The 17745-nt window shown below is 68.1% G+C and carries 16 protein-coding genes and 1 rRNA gene; 10 read left to right on the plus strand and 7 right to left on the minus strand.

Annotated elements, in window-relative coordinates:
• The 5 genes from rrf to ehuA form a co-directional block, all read left to right on the plus strand.
• Positions 1-112: ribosomal RNA gene (rrf, locus tag K3M35_RS00005) — 5S ribosomal RNA — on the plus strand; the annotation flags it as partial.
• A gap of 305 nt (positions 113-417) precedes the next feature.
• Positions 418-1311: an ectoine/hydroxyectoine ABC transporter substrate-binding protein EhuB gene (ehuB, locus tag K3M35_RS00010; protein ID WP_006554718.1), complete on the plus strand. Its 894-nt coding sequence runs from the start codon at positions 418-420 to the stop codon at positions 1309-1311.
• Positions 1312-1327: 16 nt separating this feature from the next.
• Positions 1328-2062 carry an ectoine/hydroxyectoine ABC transporter permease subunit EhuC gene (gene ehuC, locus K3M35_RS00015; protein ID WP_217579937.1) on the plus strand — a complete coding sequence of 245 codons (735 nt, stop codon included), beginning with the start codon at positions 1328-1330 and terminating at the stop codon, positions 2060-2062.
• A complete protein-coding gene (ehuD, locus tag K3M35_RS00020) occupies positions 2059-2703 on the plus strand; it encodes an ectoine/hydroxyectoine ABC transporter permease subunit EhuD (RefSeq protein WP_006554720.1) in 645 nt (214 codons plus the stop codon). Before ehuC ends, ehuD begins: the two co-directional genes overlap by 4 nt.
• A 61-nt stretch (positions 2704-2764) precedes the next feature.
• Positions 2765-3529 (plus strand): ectoine/hydroxyectoine ABC transporter ATP-binding protein EhuA, encoded by a 765-nt coding sequence (gene ehuA / locus K3M35_RS00025; RefSeq protein ID WP_174479673.1) that lies wholly within the window; start codon positions 2765-2767, stop codon positions 3527-3529.
• Positions 3530-3538: 9 nt separating this feature from the next.
• Here the strand turns inward: ehuA and K3M35_RS00030 are convergent, their stop codons facing one another.
• Positions 3539-5086 carry an adenylate/guanylate cyclase domain-containing protein gene (locus tag K3M35_RS00030; RefSeq protein WP_217579936.1) on the minus strand — a complete coding sequence of 516 codons (1548 nt, stop codon included), beginning with the start codon at positions 5084-5086 and terminating at the stop codon, positions 3539-3541.
• A 42-nt stretch (positions 5087-5128) separates the two neighbouring features.
• On the opposite strand from K3M35_RS00030, the gene nucS reads away from it, so the two are divergent.
• Complete coding sequence (nucS, locus tag K3M35_RS00035) at positions 5129-5803, plus strand: endonuclease NucS (protein WP_006554723.1); 675 nt, start codon at positions 5129-5131, stop codon at positions 5801-5803.
• A gap of 2 nt (positions 5804-5805) precedes the next feature.
• Entirely contained in the window at positions 5806-6129 is a 324-nt protein-coding gene (locus tag K3M35_RS00040) for an ATP/GTP-binding protein (RefSeq protein ID WP_217579935.1), read from the plus strand.
• Positions 6130-6368: 239 nt separating this feature from the next.
• Here K3M35_RS00040 and K3M35_RS00045 read toward each other — a convergent pair whose 3' ends face one another.
• The 3 genes from K3M35_RS00045 to mce form a co-directional block, all read right to left on the minus strand.
• Positions 6369-7040 carry a MerR family transcriptional regulator gene (locus tag K3M35_RS00045; protein ID WP_308257037.1) on the minus strand — a complete coding sequence of 224 codons (672 nt, stop codon included), beginning with the start codon at positions 7038-7040 and terminating at the stop codon, positions 6369-6371.
• Positions 7041-7096: 56 nt separating this feature from the next.
• Positions 7097-8353 (minus strand): hypothetical protein, encoded by a 1257-nt coding sequence (locus K3M35_RS00050; RefSeq protein ID WP_217579934.1) that lies wholly within the window; start codon positions 8351-8353, stop codon positions 7097-7099.
• A gap of 83 nt (positions 8354-8436) precedes the next feature.
• Positions 8437-8922 (minus strand): methylmalonyl-CoA epimerase, encoded by a 486-nt coding sequence (gene mce, locus K3M35_RS00055; protein WP_033096419.1) that lies wholly within the window; start codon positions 8920-8922, stop codon positions 8437-8439.
• A 104-nt stretch (positions 8923-9026) separates the two neighbouring features.
• Between mce and K3M35_RS00060 the strand changes: the two genes are divergently transcribed.
• The 3 genes from K3M35_RS00060 (at position 9027) to K3M35_RS00070 (ending at position 11688) form a co-directional block, all read left to right on the plus strand.
• Positions 9027-10217 carry an acetyl-CoA C-acetyltransferase gene (locus tag K3M35_RS00060; protein WP_024100503.1) on the plus strand — a complete coding sequence of 397 codons (1191 nt, stop codon included), beginning with the start codon at positions 9027-9029 and terminating at the stop codon, positions 10215-10217.
• A gap of 105 nt (positions 10218-10322) precedes the next feature.
• Positions 10323-10682 carry a DUF3817 domain-containing protein gene (locus tag K3M35_RS00065; protein WP_006554730.1) on the plus strand — a complete coding sequence of 120 codons (360 nt, stop codon included), beginning with the start codon at positions 10323-10325 and terminating at the stop codon, positions 10680-10682.
• A 115-nt stretch (positions 10683-10797) separates the two neighbouring features.
• The gene (locus tag K3M35_RS00070; protein ID WP_019288978.1) at positions 10798-11688 is read left to right on the plus strand and encodes a tetratricopeptide repeat protein; all 891 of its coding nucleotides are present in this window, start codon (positions 10798-10800) and stop codon (positions 11686-11688) included.
• A 58-nt stretch (positions 11689-11746) separates the two neighbouring features.
• Here the strand turns inward: K3M35_RS00070 and K3M35_RS00075 are convergent, their stop codons facing one another.
• From K3M35_RS00075 to K3M35_RS00085, 3 genes are read right to left on the minus strand one after another with little or no spacing between them, the layout of a single operon-like run.
• Complete coding sequence (locus K3M35_RS00075) at positions 11747-13195, minus strand: neutral zinc metallopeptidase (protein WP_217579933.1); 1449 nt, start codon at positions 13193-13195, stop codon at positions 11747-11749.
• A gap of 28 nt (positions 13196-13223) precedes the next feature.
• Positions 13224-15434, minus strand: a complete 2211-nt coding sequence (glgB, locus tag K3M35_RS00080) for a 1,4-alpha-glucan branching protein GlgB (RefSeq protein WP_006554733.1) — start codon at positions 15432-15434, stop codon at positions 13224-13226.
• Positions 15431-17449 carry a maltotransferase domain-containing protein gene (locus K3M35_RS00085; protein WP_217579932.1) on the minus strand — a complete coding sequence of 673 codons (2019 nt, stop codon included), beginning with the start codon at positions 17447-17449 and terminating at the stop codon, positions 15431-15433. The genes glgB and K3M35_RS00085 overlap by 4 nt, the downstream gene beginning before the upstream one ends.
• Positions 17450-17745 lie beyond the last annotated feature (296 nt).

Below are 17745 nucleotides of genomic sequence, written 5' to 3' on the forward strand. Positions count from 1 at the left end.
CGGCCATAGCGACAGGGAAACGCCCGGTCCCATTCCGAACCCGGAAGCTAAGCCTGTCTGCGCCGATGGTACTGCACTCGACAGGGTGTGGGAGAGTAGGACACCGCCGAACACCCGTTCCGAAAGGGGACCCACACTGTGGGTCCCCTTTCGTGTTCTCCGGGCTCTCTCCGGACCGTCGGATGATCCCATCTCACGGGAAAGTACTCACGCTCCGAACGGTTCTCGGGTACGGTGCGCCCCTTTTCCATCGCCGGCGCCCGGCCGATCACGACCTCGTAACAAACACGCCCTGTTCCAGGCTATGCCTACTTATGTCGGTAACGTCCGCTCATGCACGATCGCACGGTTCGTGTGGGTTCGGCGTGTGAGCGCCTGTCGGGGGCGTTCTCGTCGACGACGAGGAGGGGCGAGACGATGACGAATCGATCGACTACGGGTACCGCCGGCAAGTTCACGGCGGTGATCGCGGGACTGGGACTCATCGGCGCGGCCATCACAGGATGTACGAGCGTCGACACCGACACCGAGGGCTCGACCCTCGAACGGCTCCAGCAGGAAGGCACCGTCACCGTCGGGTTCGCCGGCGAGGCACCCTACAGCTTCATGCAGGACGGCGAACTCACCGGCGCCACCGTCGCTCTGCACCGCGAGATCTTCAAGAACCTCGGCATCGACAACGTCGAAGGTGTGGCCACCGACTTCGGTGCGCTCATTCCCGGCCTGCAGGCCGGACGATTCGACGTGGTCAGCGCCGGCATGTCGATCCTCCCGCAGCGTTGCGAACAGGCACTGTTCAGCGAGCCGGAGTTCAACTACACCACCGCACTCATGGTCCCGCAGGGCAACCCGGAACAACTCGCCGACATGCAGTCGATCGCCGAGAGCGGCGTCCGGATGGCCGTCATGACCGGCGCGATCGAAGCCGACTACGCGTCCGCCCTCGGCATCGACGCGATGCAGGTGGCGTCTCCCCAGGACGGGATGGATGCCGTCGTCAACGGACGCGCCGACGTCTTCGCCCTGACGGGTATCTCCTTGAACTGGATGAAGCAGAACAACGAGGGTGCGCCCGTCGACGTCACCGAGTCGTTCGTCGCGGAGATCGACGGGGTACCTCAGGTGGGCGCCGGCGGGACGGTCTTCCGCAAGGAGGACACCGAACTGCGCGACGCCTACAACGAGGAACTGGCGAAGATCACGTCCGACCCGCAGAAGTACCTTTCGATCGTCGGCGACTTCGGGTTCACGGAGGCCGAGATGCCCGATCCGGGGCTGACGACCGAGATGCTCTGCGAGGGCGTTTCCTGATCTCGGCTGCGTCGTAATGGATTTCGGTTCGAAGATCGAACTGCTATGGAACTCCTTCCCCCAACTGTTCGACGGTCTGCTCGTCACCGTCAAATTGACCCTGGGGAGTGCGGTCTTCGCGTTCCTGCTCGCAGTGGCCCTCGGACTGGCGGCAGGCGCGAAGAACCTCGTCCTGCGTGGCAGCGCGAGAGTGTTCATCGAGTTCTTCCGCGGCACTTCGCTTCTCGTGCAGCTGTTCTGGTTCTTCTATGTTCTGCCGTTATTCGGGTTCCGGCTCGAATCGATCGTGTGCGGGATCCTCGCGCTGTCGCTCAACTACGGCGCCTACGGAGCGGAGGTGGTGCGCGGTGCGATCGCCTCGGTGCCGAAGCCGCAAATCGAGGCGGCGACAGCGCTGAATTTCGGCTACTGGCAACGCATGCGACGGGTGGTCTTCCCGCAGGCCTGGGCTGAGATGATCCCGCCGTTGACCAATCTGCTCATCCAGCTGCTCAAGGGAACAGCACTGGCGAGTTACATCCTCCTGCAGGACCTCACGTTCCAGATCGAGCAGCTCCGTAGAGGCAGTGGCGACACCATCTTCGCGTTCGGTGTGGGGTTGGTGCTGTACTTCGTGCTCGGCTATCTGCTGACGCTGCTGATGAATGCGCTCGAGGTGCGTGCGAAGAGCCGACTCGGGACCGGTCCGACGCTCCGTGAGATCTTCGGGCTCGCCCCGGTCTTCGATCAGCCGGTGGGGGCACGCTCATGACCGTCGACTGGAGTTGGCAACGCGCGGCCGACGCGCTTCCGGTACTGCTCGAAGGATTCCGGATCACCCTGCTGGCCACGGTCCTCGGATTCGTGGTCGCCGCGGTGCTGGGGCTGGTCGTGGCCGTCGCCCGCCGCTCGTTGCCGAAGGTGCTCGCGACGGCGCTGTCCGCCGTCGTCCAGTTCATCCGGCTCACACCACTCGTGGTGCAGCTCCTGTTCGTCTACTACCTGCTCCCGCAGTTCAGTGCGCTGCAGATCGGCATCGCGGTACTGGGGATCCACTACTCGACCTACATGGCCGAGGTGTACCGGGCGGGCATCGACGCCGTGCCGAAAGGACAATGGGAGGCGTGCCGCGCCCTGTCGTTGTCGCCGATGCGTACGTGGCGTGCGGTGATCCTGCCGCAGGCCGTGCGCCGTGTCGTGCCCGCGCTGGGCAACTACGCGGTGTCGCTGTTCAAGGACACCCCGTTCCTGTTCACGATCTCCGTCGTGGAGATGGTGACCGCAGCCCAGCAGTTCGGTGCGCGCAACTTTCAGTACCTCGAGCCGCTCACGCTGGCCGGCCTGATCTTCCTCATCGCCAGCTACCCGACGTCGTTGCTCGTCCGCCGATTGGAGCGTCGCCTTGCCTATTGAGATGCACAAGGAAGCCGGTGCCGACGGCGACTCGCTTCCCGCCGCCAGCTCCGATGGATCCATGATCCGTTTCGACTCCGTGGTCAAGAGATTCGGCGACCACGTAGTACTCGACCACTTGGACTTCACCGTCGCCCCGGGGGAACGGGTCACGTTGATCGGTCCGAGCGGTTCGGGCAAGACGACCATCCTGCGCCTGCTCATGACCCTCGAGAAGATCGACGACGGTGTGGTGTGGGTCAAGGGCGAACCACTCAGCCACGAACGCAAGGGGACGCGTCTCGTCCCGGCCTCCGAGCGCTACCTGAGGACGATGCGCCGAAGCATCGGCATGGTCTTCCAGCAGTTCAACCTCTTCCCCAACATGAACGTGATGGAGAACCTCACCGAGGCTCCGGTCCACGTCCTCGGTCGCAGTAAGGCCGAGGCACGCGACCGTGCGCGGGAGCTGCTCGCGATGGTCGGTCTGTCCGACAAGGAGACCGCTCACCCCACACAACTGTCGGGTGGTCAGCAGCAGCGGGTCGCGATCGCCCGTGCCCTCGCGATGGATCCGGAGATCCTGCTGCTCGACGAGGTGACCTCGGCCCTCGACCCCGAACTCGTCGCCGATGTGCTGGACGTGCTGCGGAGGATCGCCGAGACGACCGACATCACGATGCTGATCGTGACGCACGAGATGCACTTCGCCCGCGACGTCTCCGATCGTGTGCTGATGTTCGATCGGGGTCGCATCGTGGAGGAGGGGCCGCCCGAGCGCATCTTCACCAGCCCCCGGGAGGAACGCACCCGCAAGTTCCTCGACGCGGTGCTGGCGGGGGAGTGAGGCCGGCCGTCAGTCCGCGCGCGGAATCGCCAGGCGCGTCGGCTCGGAACGACCGCGCAGGGTGATCTCCTCACCCAGTTCCCACCGTGCGCGTTCGTCCTCGGGGGCGAGCTGCACGGTGCGGGCCGACGCCGCGACGTAACCCGGAACGGTCTTCGCGAGATCCGACAGCCTCGCTGCTTCGTTGACCGGATCGCCGATCACGGTGTACTCGAAGCGTTCCTGCGCGCCGATGTTCCCGGCGACCGCGCGACCTGCCGTGACCCCGATGCCCGCGCGACACTCCGGCACTTCGTCGGCGAGGCGTCGCGCCATCCTTCTCGCGGCGCCGAGCGCGGAGCCGGCGGCGTTGTCGAGGGCGACCGGCGCGCCGAAGATCGCGAGCGCCGCGTCGCCCTCGAACTTGTTGACGAATCCTTCGGCCGCGTGGACCTCTTCGACGACGACCGCGAAGAAGCGGTTGAGCAGCGCCACCACCTCGGACGGCGGGCGACTCGCGGCCAACGCGGTGGACCCGACGATGTCGACGAACAACACCGCGACGTCCCGTTCTTCACCGCCGAGGACACCGGGATTGGCCAGCGCCGCAGCCGCGACCTCCCGTCCGACATGGCGGCCGAACACGTCGCGCAGTTTCTCGCGTTCGCGCAGGCCTTCGGCCATCCGGTTGAACCCCGTCTGCAGCTGCCCCAATTCGGTTCCGTCGTAGACGACGACCGCGGTATCGAAATCGCCCGACGCGATGCGCTGCATCCCGGCGCGCACCGATTCGATCGGCGCGATCGTCGACCGGATCGTGAGGAACATCAGCAGCGAGCCGGTGAGCAGACCGAGTCCGCCGATGGCGAGGATCGTGATCGCCAGGCGCGTCGATGTGACGGGACGGATGAAGCTGAACACCGCGATGAACAGCAGACCGACAACGGGCACCGCGCTGCCCAGGGCCCACGCGAGCATCACGCGTCCGGTGGTGCCGGCCAGGCGCGGGCGACGAGGCGTCCCGACCTCGAGTGCGCGCGCCGCGATGGGGCGCAGCGCGAAATCGGTGAACATGTACGCGAATCCGCACACCGTGACACCGGCCAGGGTGATGGTCAGCGCGACCTTCGGGATCGTCTGCGGGTCGATGACCCCGAACCCGACGGTGAACAGGATCAACCCGATGAACCACAGTGCTCCCTGCTGGAGGGTGGTACGCCAGGGCATCCGCAACGCGATCCGCTGTTCCTGCGGGGTGGGCGGCCGGTTCTCCAGCGCCCACCGCAGCCTGCGGAGGGTCGCCCGGGTACCGAGCACCGATCCGACCACGACGGCCGAGACCACGTAGACAGGAGCGAGGATCGCGGTGATGACGAGGAAGTCGGAGGTCAGTACGGACGGGCCCGGGATCACGACGTTGATGAGAGCGGCCACGATCAGGGCACCGACGAGATGCGTACCGATCAGGGAGAACGTCAACAGGGTCTGGATCCTGATGCGTTGCCGTCGGATCGGTTCGGCAGGCTCTCCCAGGATGGCCGATCCGAGCGGGGCCGTGCGGTGACTGCGTGCGGGCATGGTCGTTCGAGACTAGTCGAGTGGATCCTCTAGGGTGGCTGTGTGCGTCTTGTGATTGCCCGTTGCCGTGTGGACTACATCGGACGCCTGACGGCTCATCTGCCGACGGCCCGACGTCTCCTCCTCGTCAAATCCGACGGTTCGGTGAGTGTCCACGCCGACGACCGTGCCTACAAGCCCCTGAACTGGATGAGCCCACCCTGCTGGCTCGAGGAGGAGTCCGTCGAGGACGCCGAGGCCCTGTGGGTGGTCACCAACAAGGCAGGCGAGCAGCTGCGCATCACTCTCGAAGAGATCGACCACGATTCGAGCCACGAACTCGGTGTCGACCCCGGTCTGATCAAGGACGGTGTCGAGGCTCACCTGCAGGAACTTCTCGCCGAGCACGTCGAGACCCTCGGGACGGGCTTCACCCTGATCCGGCGCGAATACCCCACGGCGATCGGCCCCGTGGACTTGTTGTGCCGTGATGCCGACGGAGCGACCGTCGCCGTGGAGGTGAAGCGCCGCGGCGAGATCGACGGGGTGGAGCAGCTCACCCGTTATCTCGAACTGCTCAACCGGGATCCGCTGCTCGCGCCCGTCAGTGGCGTGTTCGCGGCCCAGCAGATCAAGCCGCAGGCGCGGACACTGGCCACGGACCGCGGCATCCGCTGCCTCGTGCTCGACTACGAGGCGCTGCGGGGCACCGAGAGCACCGAGTTCAGATTGTTCTGATCGTGCCGCGCCGCAACAGATCCCGCACCGGCCGCAAGCGCGGCGGGGCGGCCGAAGAATCCCCGACCTACTTCGGGGCGACGGTGCGCACCGAGAGCGGTCCCGCGGGGGCCGAAGGTGAGCGTTTCACCGTGCGCACCGTGCCGGGTTCGCGTGCCACCAAGCCGTACCGGTGCCCGGGATGCGATCACGAGATCGCGCCGGGAACACCCCATGTCGTCGCGTGGCCGACCGATGCGCTCGGCGGTGCGGAGGACCGGCGGCACTGGCACAGCGGATGCTGGGCGGGTCGCGGGACCCGCCGACCGACCCGACGCTGGTCCTAGCCACCACGGACCGGTCGCTGCAAGCCGGTCGGAGTGGACCCGTCAGCGGGCCGTGCCCGGCGCAGACGCTCGCGGCGCCGTATCGCGGTCGGTGATCGCCCGACGCACCTCGTGGACGGCCGTGCGGATGGTGTTGCCGTAGGGATCGTCGGGGAGTGCGGACAGGTGGTCCTGCGCGCGGTCGAGATGTTCCGCGGCCGCCCGGAGCGATCCGAGTCGTCGGAAGTCGTCGGCCAGGTTCAGGTACAGGCTCGGATAGAAGCCTGCGACCCGGAGGGTGTCGTGGTGTCGCTGTGCGCGCTCGTCGGTGAGGGCATCGGCAGCGTCGAGGGCGCGGACATTCCAGACCAGGGACTCGGCGGGGTCGTCGTGCAGGTCGGATCGGTGGGCGCGAGCGTCCGGGTGGCGAGCCGGTACCGGTCTGTGGCGGTCAGCCTCACGCAGCCGGATCCGGTTTCCCTGTGCACGCCGTTCAGTACCGGGATATCGGGGTCGTGACCGGTGGCGGCGGAGACCTGATCGACGGCGCTGGCGAGGACGGGTCCCGGCACCGTGCAGATCACGCGGCGCGATTCGGCGCGCAGGGACGCCGCGAGGGTCGCGGCCGCCCGTCGGAGCCGCTCGGCCTCCGTGGTCATCCCGGTGACGTGGTCGTCGAGCAGTCGCGCGGCCTCGTCCGTGTCGGCGGCGAAGAACTCACCGATGGCGGGCAGCGGCATCCCGATCTCCCGCAACTGCCGCAACCGGCACGCACACGGGACCTGGGAGCGGGTATAGAACCGGTATCCCGTCGACGGATCGACCTGCCCGGGACGCAGCAGGCCGGCGTCGTCGTAGAACCGCAAGGCGCTCGCGGTCAGTCCGACGAGTTCGGCGAACACGCCGATCGACATCATCTCCGGGTCGGTCACCGGCCCATCATGGAGCTTCGACCGACTCGAAGGTCAAGCCCGAGGGTCGGCGACGGTCAATTGCGGACCTTGCTGGCCACGGCGGGGGAGCGGCCCTGCACACCGGAACCGACCGAGGGTGAGCGATGCGGTGCCGAGGCGTTCGGCGTGCGTGGAGTGGACTGGGATCCCTGTGCGCCGCTGTTCGGCTGCGCGGCCGAGTTCGGGCCGGAGGCCGAGCCGGGGGCATCGCTCTTCGGGATCCGCACCGTCCGGTCGGCCTGCGGCATGGGCGTGGTCTTGTCGGTCTGCGGCAGCGGCGTGGTCTTGTCCGCCTTCGCGTCGGCCTCGGTGGATGCCGGCTCCGTCGGGCTCTCGTCGTCCGAGCCCTGCTTGTCGCTGCCCTGCTTGTCGCTGCCCTGCTTGTCGCGCGCCGTGCCGAGGACGGTCGTGCGGGGCTCGTCGAGGGAGATCTCCCGGTCGAGCAGTTCGCCCTCGCGGTTGATGCCCGCGAGCAGCGTGGGGACGTCGTCGAGCTGCTCGCGAACGGCGTCGAGCTGGCCGAGGATGCGTCCGCGCAGCACGCGGAGCTCCTCGGTGAGGTCGCGCGCGTTGGCAACCTTCCGCTCGGACTGTTCGGTGGCGCGGGCGAGCCGTCGTTCGGCTTCCTGCGTGGCTTCCTCGATGCGGCGCTCGGCTTCGGCCTTACTCGTCCGTTCGAGTTCGTCGAGGGCTCCGAGCAGCTTCGTGCGACGCTCGGACATCGTGATCTCGAAGTCCTGCTGCACCTGCTCGCGCTTGGCCTCGGCCTCGGCGTCGAGTCGCTCGGCCTCCGCGCGGGCAGCAGCCACGATCCGCTCGGCCTCGGCGCGGGCCGCAGTCATCGTCCGCTCGTGCTCGGCCGCGAAGGCGACGCGGGTGTCCTCGAGTTCGGCGAGCTTCTTCTCGTAGTCGCCCCGGAGGCGGATGCCCTCCTGCTCCGCCAGCGAGATCATCTCGGCGGCGTCGGCCTCGGCGCGGGCCCGCAGCTCGGAGGCCTCGTCGGAGGCGAGACGCAGCATCCGGGAGATGCGGTCGCTCATGCCCTCGGCGGTGGTGGGCGGCACCGACAGACGGTCGACGTCCTTGCGGAGTTCGTCGATCTCGTTGCGGGCGTTCTCGAGCTGACGGGCCAGATCGCGGGCCTGCGCGGCGGCGGCGTCGCGGTCGGTGGCAGTCACGCGCAGCTCGGCCTCGAACCGGGCGAAGTAGTTGGTCACCTCGTCGCGGTCGAATCCCTTCCGCACGATGGAGAACGGCAGGTGGCTGGGTGCGCGATCACGATCGAAGACCATGGAGACAATCTACCCGGTCCCTGCGGGTACGACCCGGATGCGCTCCCGCCCCATCCGTCTTCGGGAGCGCACCGGAACGGCCGTCAGTGAGCGGGATGTGCAGCCGGCTCGACGAGCTCGACGAGGACGCCGCCCGCGTCCTTCGGATGCAAGAAGTTGATGCGCGAATCGGCGGTGCCGCGACGGGGTGCGTCGTACAGCAAGCGGACGCCGCGCTCACGAAGCGCAGTGGAGACGGCATCGATGTCGGAGACGCGGTAGGCAAGCTGCTGCAGACCCGGGCCATTGCGGTCGATGAACTTCGCGATCGTGGATTTCTCGTTCAGCGGGGCGAGCAGCTGGATCATGGTGGACCCTTCGAAGGTCCCCGGAACGGCCAGCATCGCCTCGCGCACGCCCTGCTCCTCGTTGACTTCCTCGTGGGTGGACACGAGACCGAGGTTCTCGGCGTACCAGGTGAGAGCGGCATCGAGGTCGGGCACTGCGATGCCGACGTGATCGATGGCGGTGACGAGTCCGGAAGCGAGAACGGACGCCGCCGGAGCGGATGTGGGAGAGGTCTCGGTCATGCTCTAGACGGTAGCGGTACCGTTGAGTGCACTCCTATCGGGATTCAGGTGAATATCCGAGTGGAGTTTTCCGATCACATGCCGATCTTTCGGAGGAATGTCCCGTGAGCAGTTCTGTCATCGTCGCCGGAGCCCGTACGCCCATGGGGCGTCTTCAGGGCTCGCTCAAGGATTTCTCCGGATCGGATCTCGGTGGCGTGGCGATCTCCGGTGCGCTCGAGCGCGCCGGTGTGGCTCCTGAGCAGGTCGAATACGTCATCATGGGCCAGGTGCTCACCGCCGGCGCCGGCCAGATCCCGGCCCGTCAGGCGGCCGTCGCCGCCGGCATCCCGATGGACGTCCCGGCGCTGACCATCAACAAGGTGTGTCTGTCGGGCATCAACGCGATCGCGATGGCCGACCAGCTGATCCGCGCGGGCGAGTTCGACGTCGTCGTCGCCGGCGGCCAGGAGTCGATGAGCCAGGCCCCGCACATGCTCGAGAAGTCCCGCGCCGGCTTCAAGTACGGCGACGTGACCCTGCGCGACCACATGGCCTACGACGGCCTGCACGACATCTTCACCGACCAGGCGATGGGCAACCTCACCGAGTCGGCCAACTCCGGCGACCGCTTCGTCTCCCGCGAGGAGCAGGACGCCTTCGCCGCCGCCTCGCATCAGAGGGCCGCCCGCGCCTGGAAGGACGGCCTGTTCGAGGACGAGGTCGTGCCGGTGTCGATCAAGCAGCGCAAGGGCGACCCGATCGTCTTCGCCGCCGACGAGGGCATCCGCCCGGAGACCACCACCGAGTCGCTCGGCTCGCTGCGTCCGGCCTTCTCGAAGGACGGCACCGTCACCGCCGGTTCGGCCTCGCAGATCTCCGACGGTGCCGCCGCGGTCGTCGTGATGAGCAAGGCCAAGGCCACCGAGCTCGGGCTGAGCTGGATCGCCGAGATCGGCCGCCACGGCGTCGTCGCCGGACCGGACTCGACCCTGCAGTCGCAGCCGGCACGGGCGATCGCCAAGGCCTGCGAGCGTGAGGGCGTCGACCCGAAGGACCTCGACCTGATCGAGATCAACGAGGCGTTCGCCGCCGTCGGCATCGTCTCAGCCCGTGAGCTGGGCATCGATCCCGCGAAGGTGAACGTCAACGGCGGTGCGATCGCGCTCGGCCACCCGCTCGGCATGTCGGGCGCGCGCATCGTGCTGCACCTGGCGCTCGAGCTGAAGCGCCGCGGCGGCGGTGTCGGCGCTGCCGCCCTGTGCGGTGGTGGCGGCCAGGGCGACGCGCTCATCGTGCGGGTGCCCGAGAACTGACCCCTTTCTCTAAAGCATGATCACGGCCCCGGCGCAAGCATGCCGGGGCCGTGATGTCTCTCACTGAACTACGGCTTGTCGTAGGCCTTTCGGCACAATGGCCGCATGACCAACATCCTCGACGTGTCCACGCCCGCGAAACGATTCCGGCTGATCGCGATCTGGGAAGCGGTGACCTGGCTCGCCCTCCTGATCGCCATGTTCTTCAAGTGGGTGCTCGGCTACGAAGAGGCCATCGCGATCCCGGGCATGGTGCACGGCGTGGCCGGCTTCATCCCGTTCGTGCTCATCGCGCTCCTCACGGCGTGGTCGTTGAAGTGGGATCTCAAGACGACCTTCCTCGCCCTCGTCTCGAGCGTGCCCCCGTTCGGCACGATCGTCTTCGAGCGCTGGGCCGTGCGCACCGGTCGCCTCGGAGAGCTGTCCGCTCCCGCCACCCGCGAGGACGCCACCGCGACCGTCTGACCTCACGGCGACGTCCCCCGGTCCGCGCAGCACGATTCGGACCACTCGTGACAAAATGGTGGACGTGACTCGACCCGGTTCCCGTCCAGCACGTTCTGCCGCCGTCGCCGCGGCGATGTCCGGCGCGGTGGATCTCTCACCGCTCAAGGAGAGGGCCTCCGCGCCGCCGCCTCCGCCTCCGTCCGGTGGCGACGGCGCCGCACCCGGTGCCATCGCCCCGATCGTGGACGTCACCGAAGCGACGTTCGAGACCGAGGTGCTGCAGCGGTCGATGCAGGTGCCCGTGATCGTCGACCTGTGGGCGACCTGGTGCGAACCGTGCAAGCAGCTCTCACCCGTTCTCGAGAAGCTCGCGAACGAGGCAAACGGTGCGTGGGTCCTTGCGAAGGTCGACGTCGACGCGAACCCGCGGATCGCCCAGGCCTTCGGCGTCCAGTCGGTGCCCACGGTCGTCGCGATCGCGGCCGGCCAGCCGCTCGCCGACTTCCAGGGCGTGCAGCCCGAGCCCGCGCTGCGTCAGTGGCTCGACGCCATCCGGAACGCCGTCGCAGGCAAGCTGTCGGGCCCGCCCGGCGCCGAGCCGGAGGAACAGCCCGCCGACCCGCGTTTCGAGGCTGCCGAGCAGGCACTCGAGAACGGCGACTTCGAGGGCGCCGAGGCGGCCTACCAACTCGTCCTGAACTCCGAGCCGAACAACACCGAGGCGCAGGCCGCGCTGCGCCAGGTGCGTTTCCTGGCCCGCGCGAGCAAGATTCCCGAGGATGCGATCGAGCGCGCCGATGCCGCTCCGAACGACCTCGAAGCCCAGTTCACCGCGGCCGACGCCGAACTGTTCGCGCAGCAGCCGGAGGCGGCCTTCGGTCGTCTCATCGAGTTCGTGCGTCGCAGCGCCGGGGACGAACGCACCGCGGCACGCACCCGGCTCCTCGAACTGTTCGAACTGTTCGATGCCGCGGATCCGGTCGTGGTGTCGTCGCGCCGCAAGCTCGCGATGGCCCTCTACTGATCCGTACCGATCCGCCGGACCGGCCGCTCACCACTCGTGGTGGGCGGCCGGTGTCGTCTCAGCGGTAACGGCCGGTGCAGCCCGCCTCGCCGCCGAGGACGCCGGTGCGGAAGGCATCCACCCGCGCGAACCCGCTCGGCACCGTGTTGCCGTTGACGTCGCTCGCGGCCAGACCGTCGGTGAGCAGGCCCGAGACCGCCTCGTCGAGGTCGCCGGGGGACAGCCACACCAGCACCTGGCTCGGGTCGACGGTCGAGGCGAGGGTGCTGTCCGGGCTCAGCGCGGCACTGATGACCCCCGACAGGCACGCCGCCCGCAGCGCCGTGCGCGGCTCGGTGAGCGACTGGCCGGCCTCCTTCTGCACCGCGAGAGCGTAGCGGGAGGCGACGAGCACGTAGGCGTTGTAGTCGCCGCGGACACCGGGATCGAAGCCGCTTCCCGGCGGGGCGGCCGTACCGCGCTCGCTCAGTGCCTCCATGTCGACGCCCACGGTGTTCGTCGCGGGGCAGTACGACACCGGTGAGGTGGCCCGGGCGTCCGAGCACCCGAGGTCGGCGCCCGACAGATCGAGTTGCGGCAGGGCGTCCAGGTCGAAGACCTGGTGGAACGACTCGAAGATCGCCTCGACCGACTCGTCGGTGACCGGCAGTTCGCCGTCGTCTGCGGAGTTGTAGTACTGCGGCAGGTCGGCGCGGCGCGACTCGATCTCGGCGGCGTCGATGCGTGCACATGAGCCGGCCCCGTCGGTGAATCCGATCTGCACGGCCGTCACGCGTTCGAAGGCCGAGCCGTGGATCGAGTCGGGGTCGTTCGGATCGGCGTCGCGGAAGAGCACCATCGACGCGAGCACGTTGTTCAGCCCGTCGGAGGTGTCGAGCTGGAAGTGCGTCGACCGGCCCTCCGCGACGTGCCGCATGAACGCACCGGCGAAACAGTCGGCCTGCTGCTCGAACACGATGCCGGGGTCGTCCTCGGCGACCAGCCCCGCCGTGTGCTGGACGGCGTGCCCGTATTCATGAGCGAGGACCGTCACCGCGGCCATCGGTCCGAAGCTGTCGATGAGCTGCGGCATCAGGTAGGTGCGGTCCCATCCGATCTCGTCACCACCGCTGCAGTAGGCCGCGTTGATGAAGTCGTAGGTGGGTTTGCCGCAGAAACGCGGGCCCCGTCGCTCGGACGGATCCCACGACACGATCGTCTCGACCGGGCGGAAGGTGCCCCGGGCGACCGACGCGAACTCCTGACGCCAGTACTCCTCGATGTCGGCGATCGCGTTGCCGGCCAGGACGTCGACGGGACCGCCGTCGGTGTTCTCGATCTCGATGTCCGCATCGGGCACCCCGCTGCGCGGACCCGACGCCCCGGAGGTGACGGGCAGCCCCGCCACGGTGAAGGGGTTGTCGTAGATCGACACCGCCGTTCCTTCGATCCGCTGGGCGCAGCCCGCCAGCAGGACGACGGTCAGTGCGGGCACCACCAGTCGCGCGAACCGGTGCGTCCGTCGCATGTCGTTGTGCTCCTGTCGTCGGGCAGCGTCACCTCCGCAACGACAACCAGATGGCACCGTGCGCAGGCAAGGTCACCCGAGCCGAGGCGGGACGCCCGTGCCACGAATGTTCGTCGGCCTCCACGGCCCCGAAGTTGCCCGCTCCGTTGCCCTGGTAGGCGGTCGCGTCCGTGTTGAGCACTTCCTCCCACGTGCCCGGTTCGGGCAATCCGACACGATAGTCGCCGTAGGTCGTGCCCGAAAAGTTGTGCAGGCACGCGACCACCGAGCCGTCGCTGCCGTAGCGCAGGAACGACAGGACGTTGTTGTGCGCATCGTTGGCGTCGATCCACGAGTATCCGCCGGGCGTGGTGTCGAGCGTGTAGAGCGCCGGGTGCGAGCGGTAGATGCCGTTGAGATCGCACACCAGGCGGTGGATACCGGCGTGGAGCGGTTCGTCGAGCTGCCACCAGTCGAGGCCGCGTTCCTCGGACCACTCGGCGACCTGCCCGAACTCCTGGCCCATGAACAGCAACTGCTTGCCGGGATGCGCCCACATGTAGGCGAGCATCGACCGCAGGCCGGCTGCACGCGTGGCGTCGTCGCCCGGCAGTCGCGTCCACAGCGTGCCCTTGCCGTGGACGACCTCGTCGTGGCTGATGGGGAGTACGAAGTTCTCGCTCCACGCATACACGAGCGAGAACGTGATCTCGTGGTGGTGGTAGGTGCGGTGCACGGGATCGCGGCCGAGATAGCCGAGGGTGTCGTGCATCCAGCCCATGTTCCACTTCATGCTGAAGCCGAGCCCACCGACGTTCGTCGAGCGGGTCACGCCCGGCCAGGAGGTCGACTCCTCCGCGACCGTCACGATCCCCGGATAGTGCTTGTGGACGGTGGCGTTGAGTTCCTGCAGGAACTCAACGGCCTCGAGGTTCTCGCGCCCGCCGTAGATATTCGGCGTCCAGCCGCCCTCGGGGCGCGAGTAGTCGAGGTACAACATCGAGGCCACGGCGTCGACGCGCAGACCGTCGATGTGGAACTCCTCGATCCAGTACAGGGCGTTGGCAACGAGGAAGTTCCGCACCTCGGGCCGGCCGTAGTCGAAGACGTAGGTGCCCCAGTCCAGCTGTTCGCCGCGGCGCGGATCGGGATGTTCGTACTGGGGGCTGCCGTCGAAGCGCGCGAGCGCCCACTCGTCCTTCGGGAAGTGGGCGGGCACCCAGTCCATGATCACGCCGATCCCGGCGGCGTGGAGACGGTCGACGAACGCGCGGAACTCGTCGGGAGTGCCGAACCGGGAGGTGGGAGCGTAGTAGGAGGTGACCTGGTAACCCCACGACCCGCCGAAGGGATGCTCGGCGACCGGCAGCAGCTCGACGTGCGTGAAACCGGTCTCGAGGATGTACTCGGCGAGCTGATCGGCGAGTTCGACGTAGTTCAGGCCCGGGCGCCACGAACCGAGGTGCACCTCGTAGACCGCCATCGGTTCCTGCCAGGGCTGCGCTTTCTCGCGGGTCGCGACCCAGTCGTCGTCGTTCCAGGTGTAGCGACTCTCCGTGACCCTCGACGCGGTCGCGGGGGGCACCTCGGTGGCGAACGCCATCGGGTCGGCCTTGTCGCGGACGGATCCGTCGCGGCCGTGCACCCGGTACTTGTACAGCGCGCCCGGTTCGACACCGGGAACGAAGACCTCCCAGACACCGCTCGAGCCGAGCACCCGCATCGGGGCGGTGCGTCCACCCCAGCCGTCGAAGTCGCCGACGACGGTGACCCCGCGTGCGCCCGGTGCCCACACGGCGAAGGACGTGCCCGTCACCGGGCCGTCCGGGGTCTCATAGGTCCGCGGATGGGCGCCGAGCACCTCCCACAGCCGTTCGTGCCGGCCCTCGCTCAGCAGGTGACGGTCGAGCTCGCCCAGCGTCGGCATGAAGCGGTAACCGTCCGCGACGACCTCGACGTGATCGAACGGGTAGGTCACCACGAGCCGGTAGTCGGCGAGATCGAAGACCGGGATCAGGGCGCTGAAGACGTCCTCGCCCACGGGTTCGAGCGGATGGTCGCGACCACCGATCCGGGCGGCGACCTTCTCGGCCCCGGGGCGCAGTGCCCGGATGACCGTCCCCTCCGGATGCGAATGGGCCCCGAGCACCGCGTGCGGATCGTGGTGCTCACCGGCGGCGAGCAGGTCGAGGTCCTCCGGTCGCGGGCTGTGGCGCCGGCGCGGAACATCGGCGCCCGGCGTCTGGGGCGGCACGGTCACGACTGCCTCCTGTAGGCGAGCGTTGTGCGGGTGGGGATGCCGATCGGGGGCAGGACCAGGATGTGCGCCACCGCCCGCCACGGCTCGAGGCGCACGTAGTTGGCCTGTCCCCACGAGTACTGTTCCCCACTCACCTCGTCGTAAACAGGGAAGTGGTCGTGCCAGTCGTGCCCGATCGCCGGCATGTCGAGCCAGACCGTGCCCTGTTCGGCCCCATAGGGGTTGAGGTTGATCACCGTGAGGACGCAGTCCCCGGTGGACGGATCGAACTTCGAGTAGGCGATGAGCGCGTCGTTGTCGACGTGGTGGAAGGCGATGTTGCGCAGTTGCTGCAACGCCGGATGCGCGCGCCGGATGCGGTTGAGGGTGGTCAGCCACGGTTCGAGCGACTCGCCGCGCCGGCGTGCCTCGTCGTATCGGCGCGGCCGCAACTGGTACTTCTCCGAGTCGAGGTACTCCTCGCTGCCCGGCCGCACCGCGAGGTGCTCGAACAGTTCGTACCCCGAGTACACGCCCCACGAGGGAGCCAGGGTGGCGGCGAGCGCCGCGCGCAGCGCGAACATGCCCGGTCCGCCGTGCTGCAGGGTCTCGTGCAGGATGTCGGGGGTGTTGACGAACAGGTTCGGCCTGGCCTCGTCGGCCTTCGCGGCGATCTCGGTACCGAACTCGGTGAGCTCCCATTTCGCGACCCGCCACGTGAAATACGTGTAGGACTGCGTGAATCCGCGTCGCGCGAGCCCATACATGCGGGCGGGCCGGGTGAACGCCTCCGACAGGAACAGCACGTCGGGATCGGTGCGCTTGATCTCGGCGATGAGCTGCTCCCAGAAGTTCGGGGGCTTGGTGTGCGGATTGTCGACGCGGAAGATGTCGACGCCCAACCGGATCCAGTGCCGGACCACGCGCAGGACCTCGGCGTAGATGCCCTCGGGGTCGTCGTCGAAGTTGATCGGATAGATGTCCTGGTACTTCTTGGGCGGGTTCTCCGCATACGCGATCGTGCCGTCGGGCAGCACGGTGAACCATTCCGGGTGCTCACGCGCCCACGGGTGGTCGGGGGCGCACTGCAGGGCGAGATCGAGGGCGACCTCGAGCTCGAGTTCCTTCGCGCGGGCGACGAAATCGCGGAAGTCCTGCTCGGTGCCGAGTTCGGGGTGGATGGCGTCGTGGCCGCCCTCGTCGGAACCGATCGCCCAGGGCGACCCGACGTCATCCGGGCCGGCGACGAGGGTGTTGTTCGGTCCCTTGCGGTTGACCTTGCCGATCGGATGGATCGGGGGGAGGTAGACGACGTCGAAGCCCATCGCCGCGATGCGCGGCAGATCTGCGGCGGCCGTGGCGAAGGTGCCGTGCCGCGGGGTTCCGTCCTCGTACCAGCCTCCGGTGGACCGGGGAAAGAACTCGTACCAGGAGCCGAACAGCGCGCGGCGACGATCGGCGAACGCCGTGAACGCCTTTCCACGCGTGATCAGCTCGCGGAGCGGATGGGCGCGGAGGATCTCGGTGACGTCGGGGGCGAAGGCCGGGGCGATGCGCTCGGCCAGCGGACGGTCGGAGCGCAGGGACGCAGCGACCGCGAGGAGAGCGGGACGGTTGCCGCGCGGTGCGCCTTTCGCGGCCTTCTCGAAGATCCGTGCGCCGACCTCGAGGTCGTTCGCGAGTTCGGCGGCGTCCTGCCCGACTTCGGTCTTCGCGGTGACCGCGTGCCGCCAGGTCGCCACCGGGTCGCTCCACGCCTCGACCCGGTAGGTCCACGCACCGACGCTCGTGGGGGAGAAGGTGGCGTGGAAGGTGTCGGGTTCGGTGCCCGGAACCATCGGGATCCGCACCAGCCTGCCGGCGGATTCGGGATCGTCGGCCGGTCCTCGAACGGCGAGTGTCGCGGCGATCGCGTCGTGGCCCTCGCGCCACACCACGGCGGAGACCGGCACCACCTCCCCGACGACCGCCTTCGTCGGATAACGCCCTCCGTCGATGGAGGGTTGTACGTCGTCGATGGCGAGCCGACCTGTCACGCTAGCTCCGTTCCGTGCGGGTCCGGGTGGACGAGCAGGGCCGATGGGGGCAACGACCGTGTCTCGAACCACCGTAATGGAGGTCGCGCCGCGCGGCTGTGCATGCGGCGGGACCCGCGAAGGATCCCCTCTGCAGCGGCGAAATTATCTGTAACTCACCGTTCACTTCAATTGACCGGACGGCAACACCCCGCTCCCTACTGTTTGTTCTGCAAGACGACAACAGCCTCCTCGGAGGCACGACGAAGGGAAGAACACATGGGTCTGGTTGCCGGGCTGATCGGAGTCGTCGGAGA

The sequence above is a fragment of the Rhodococcus sp. DMU2021 genome (genome assembly GCF_019641445.1).
Classification (GTDB): Bacteria; Actinomycetota; Actinomycetes; order Mycobacteriales; family Mycobacteriaceae; genus Rhodococcus; species Rhodococcus pyridinivorans.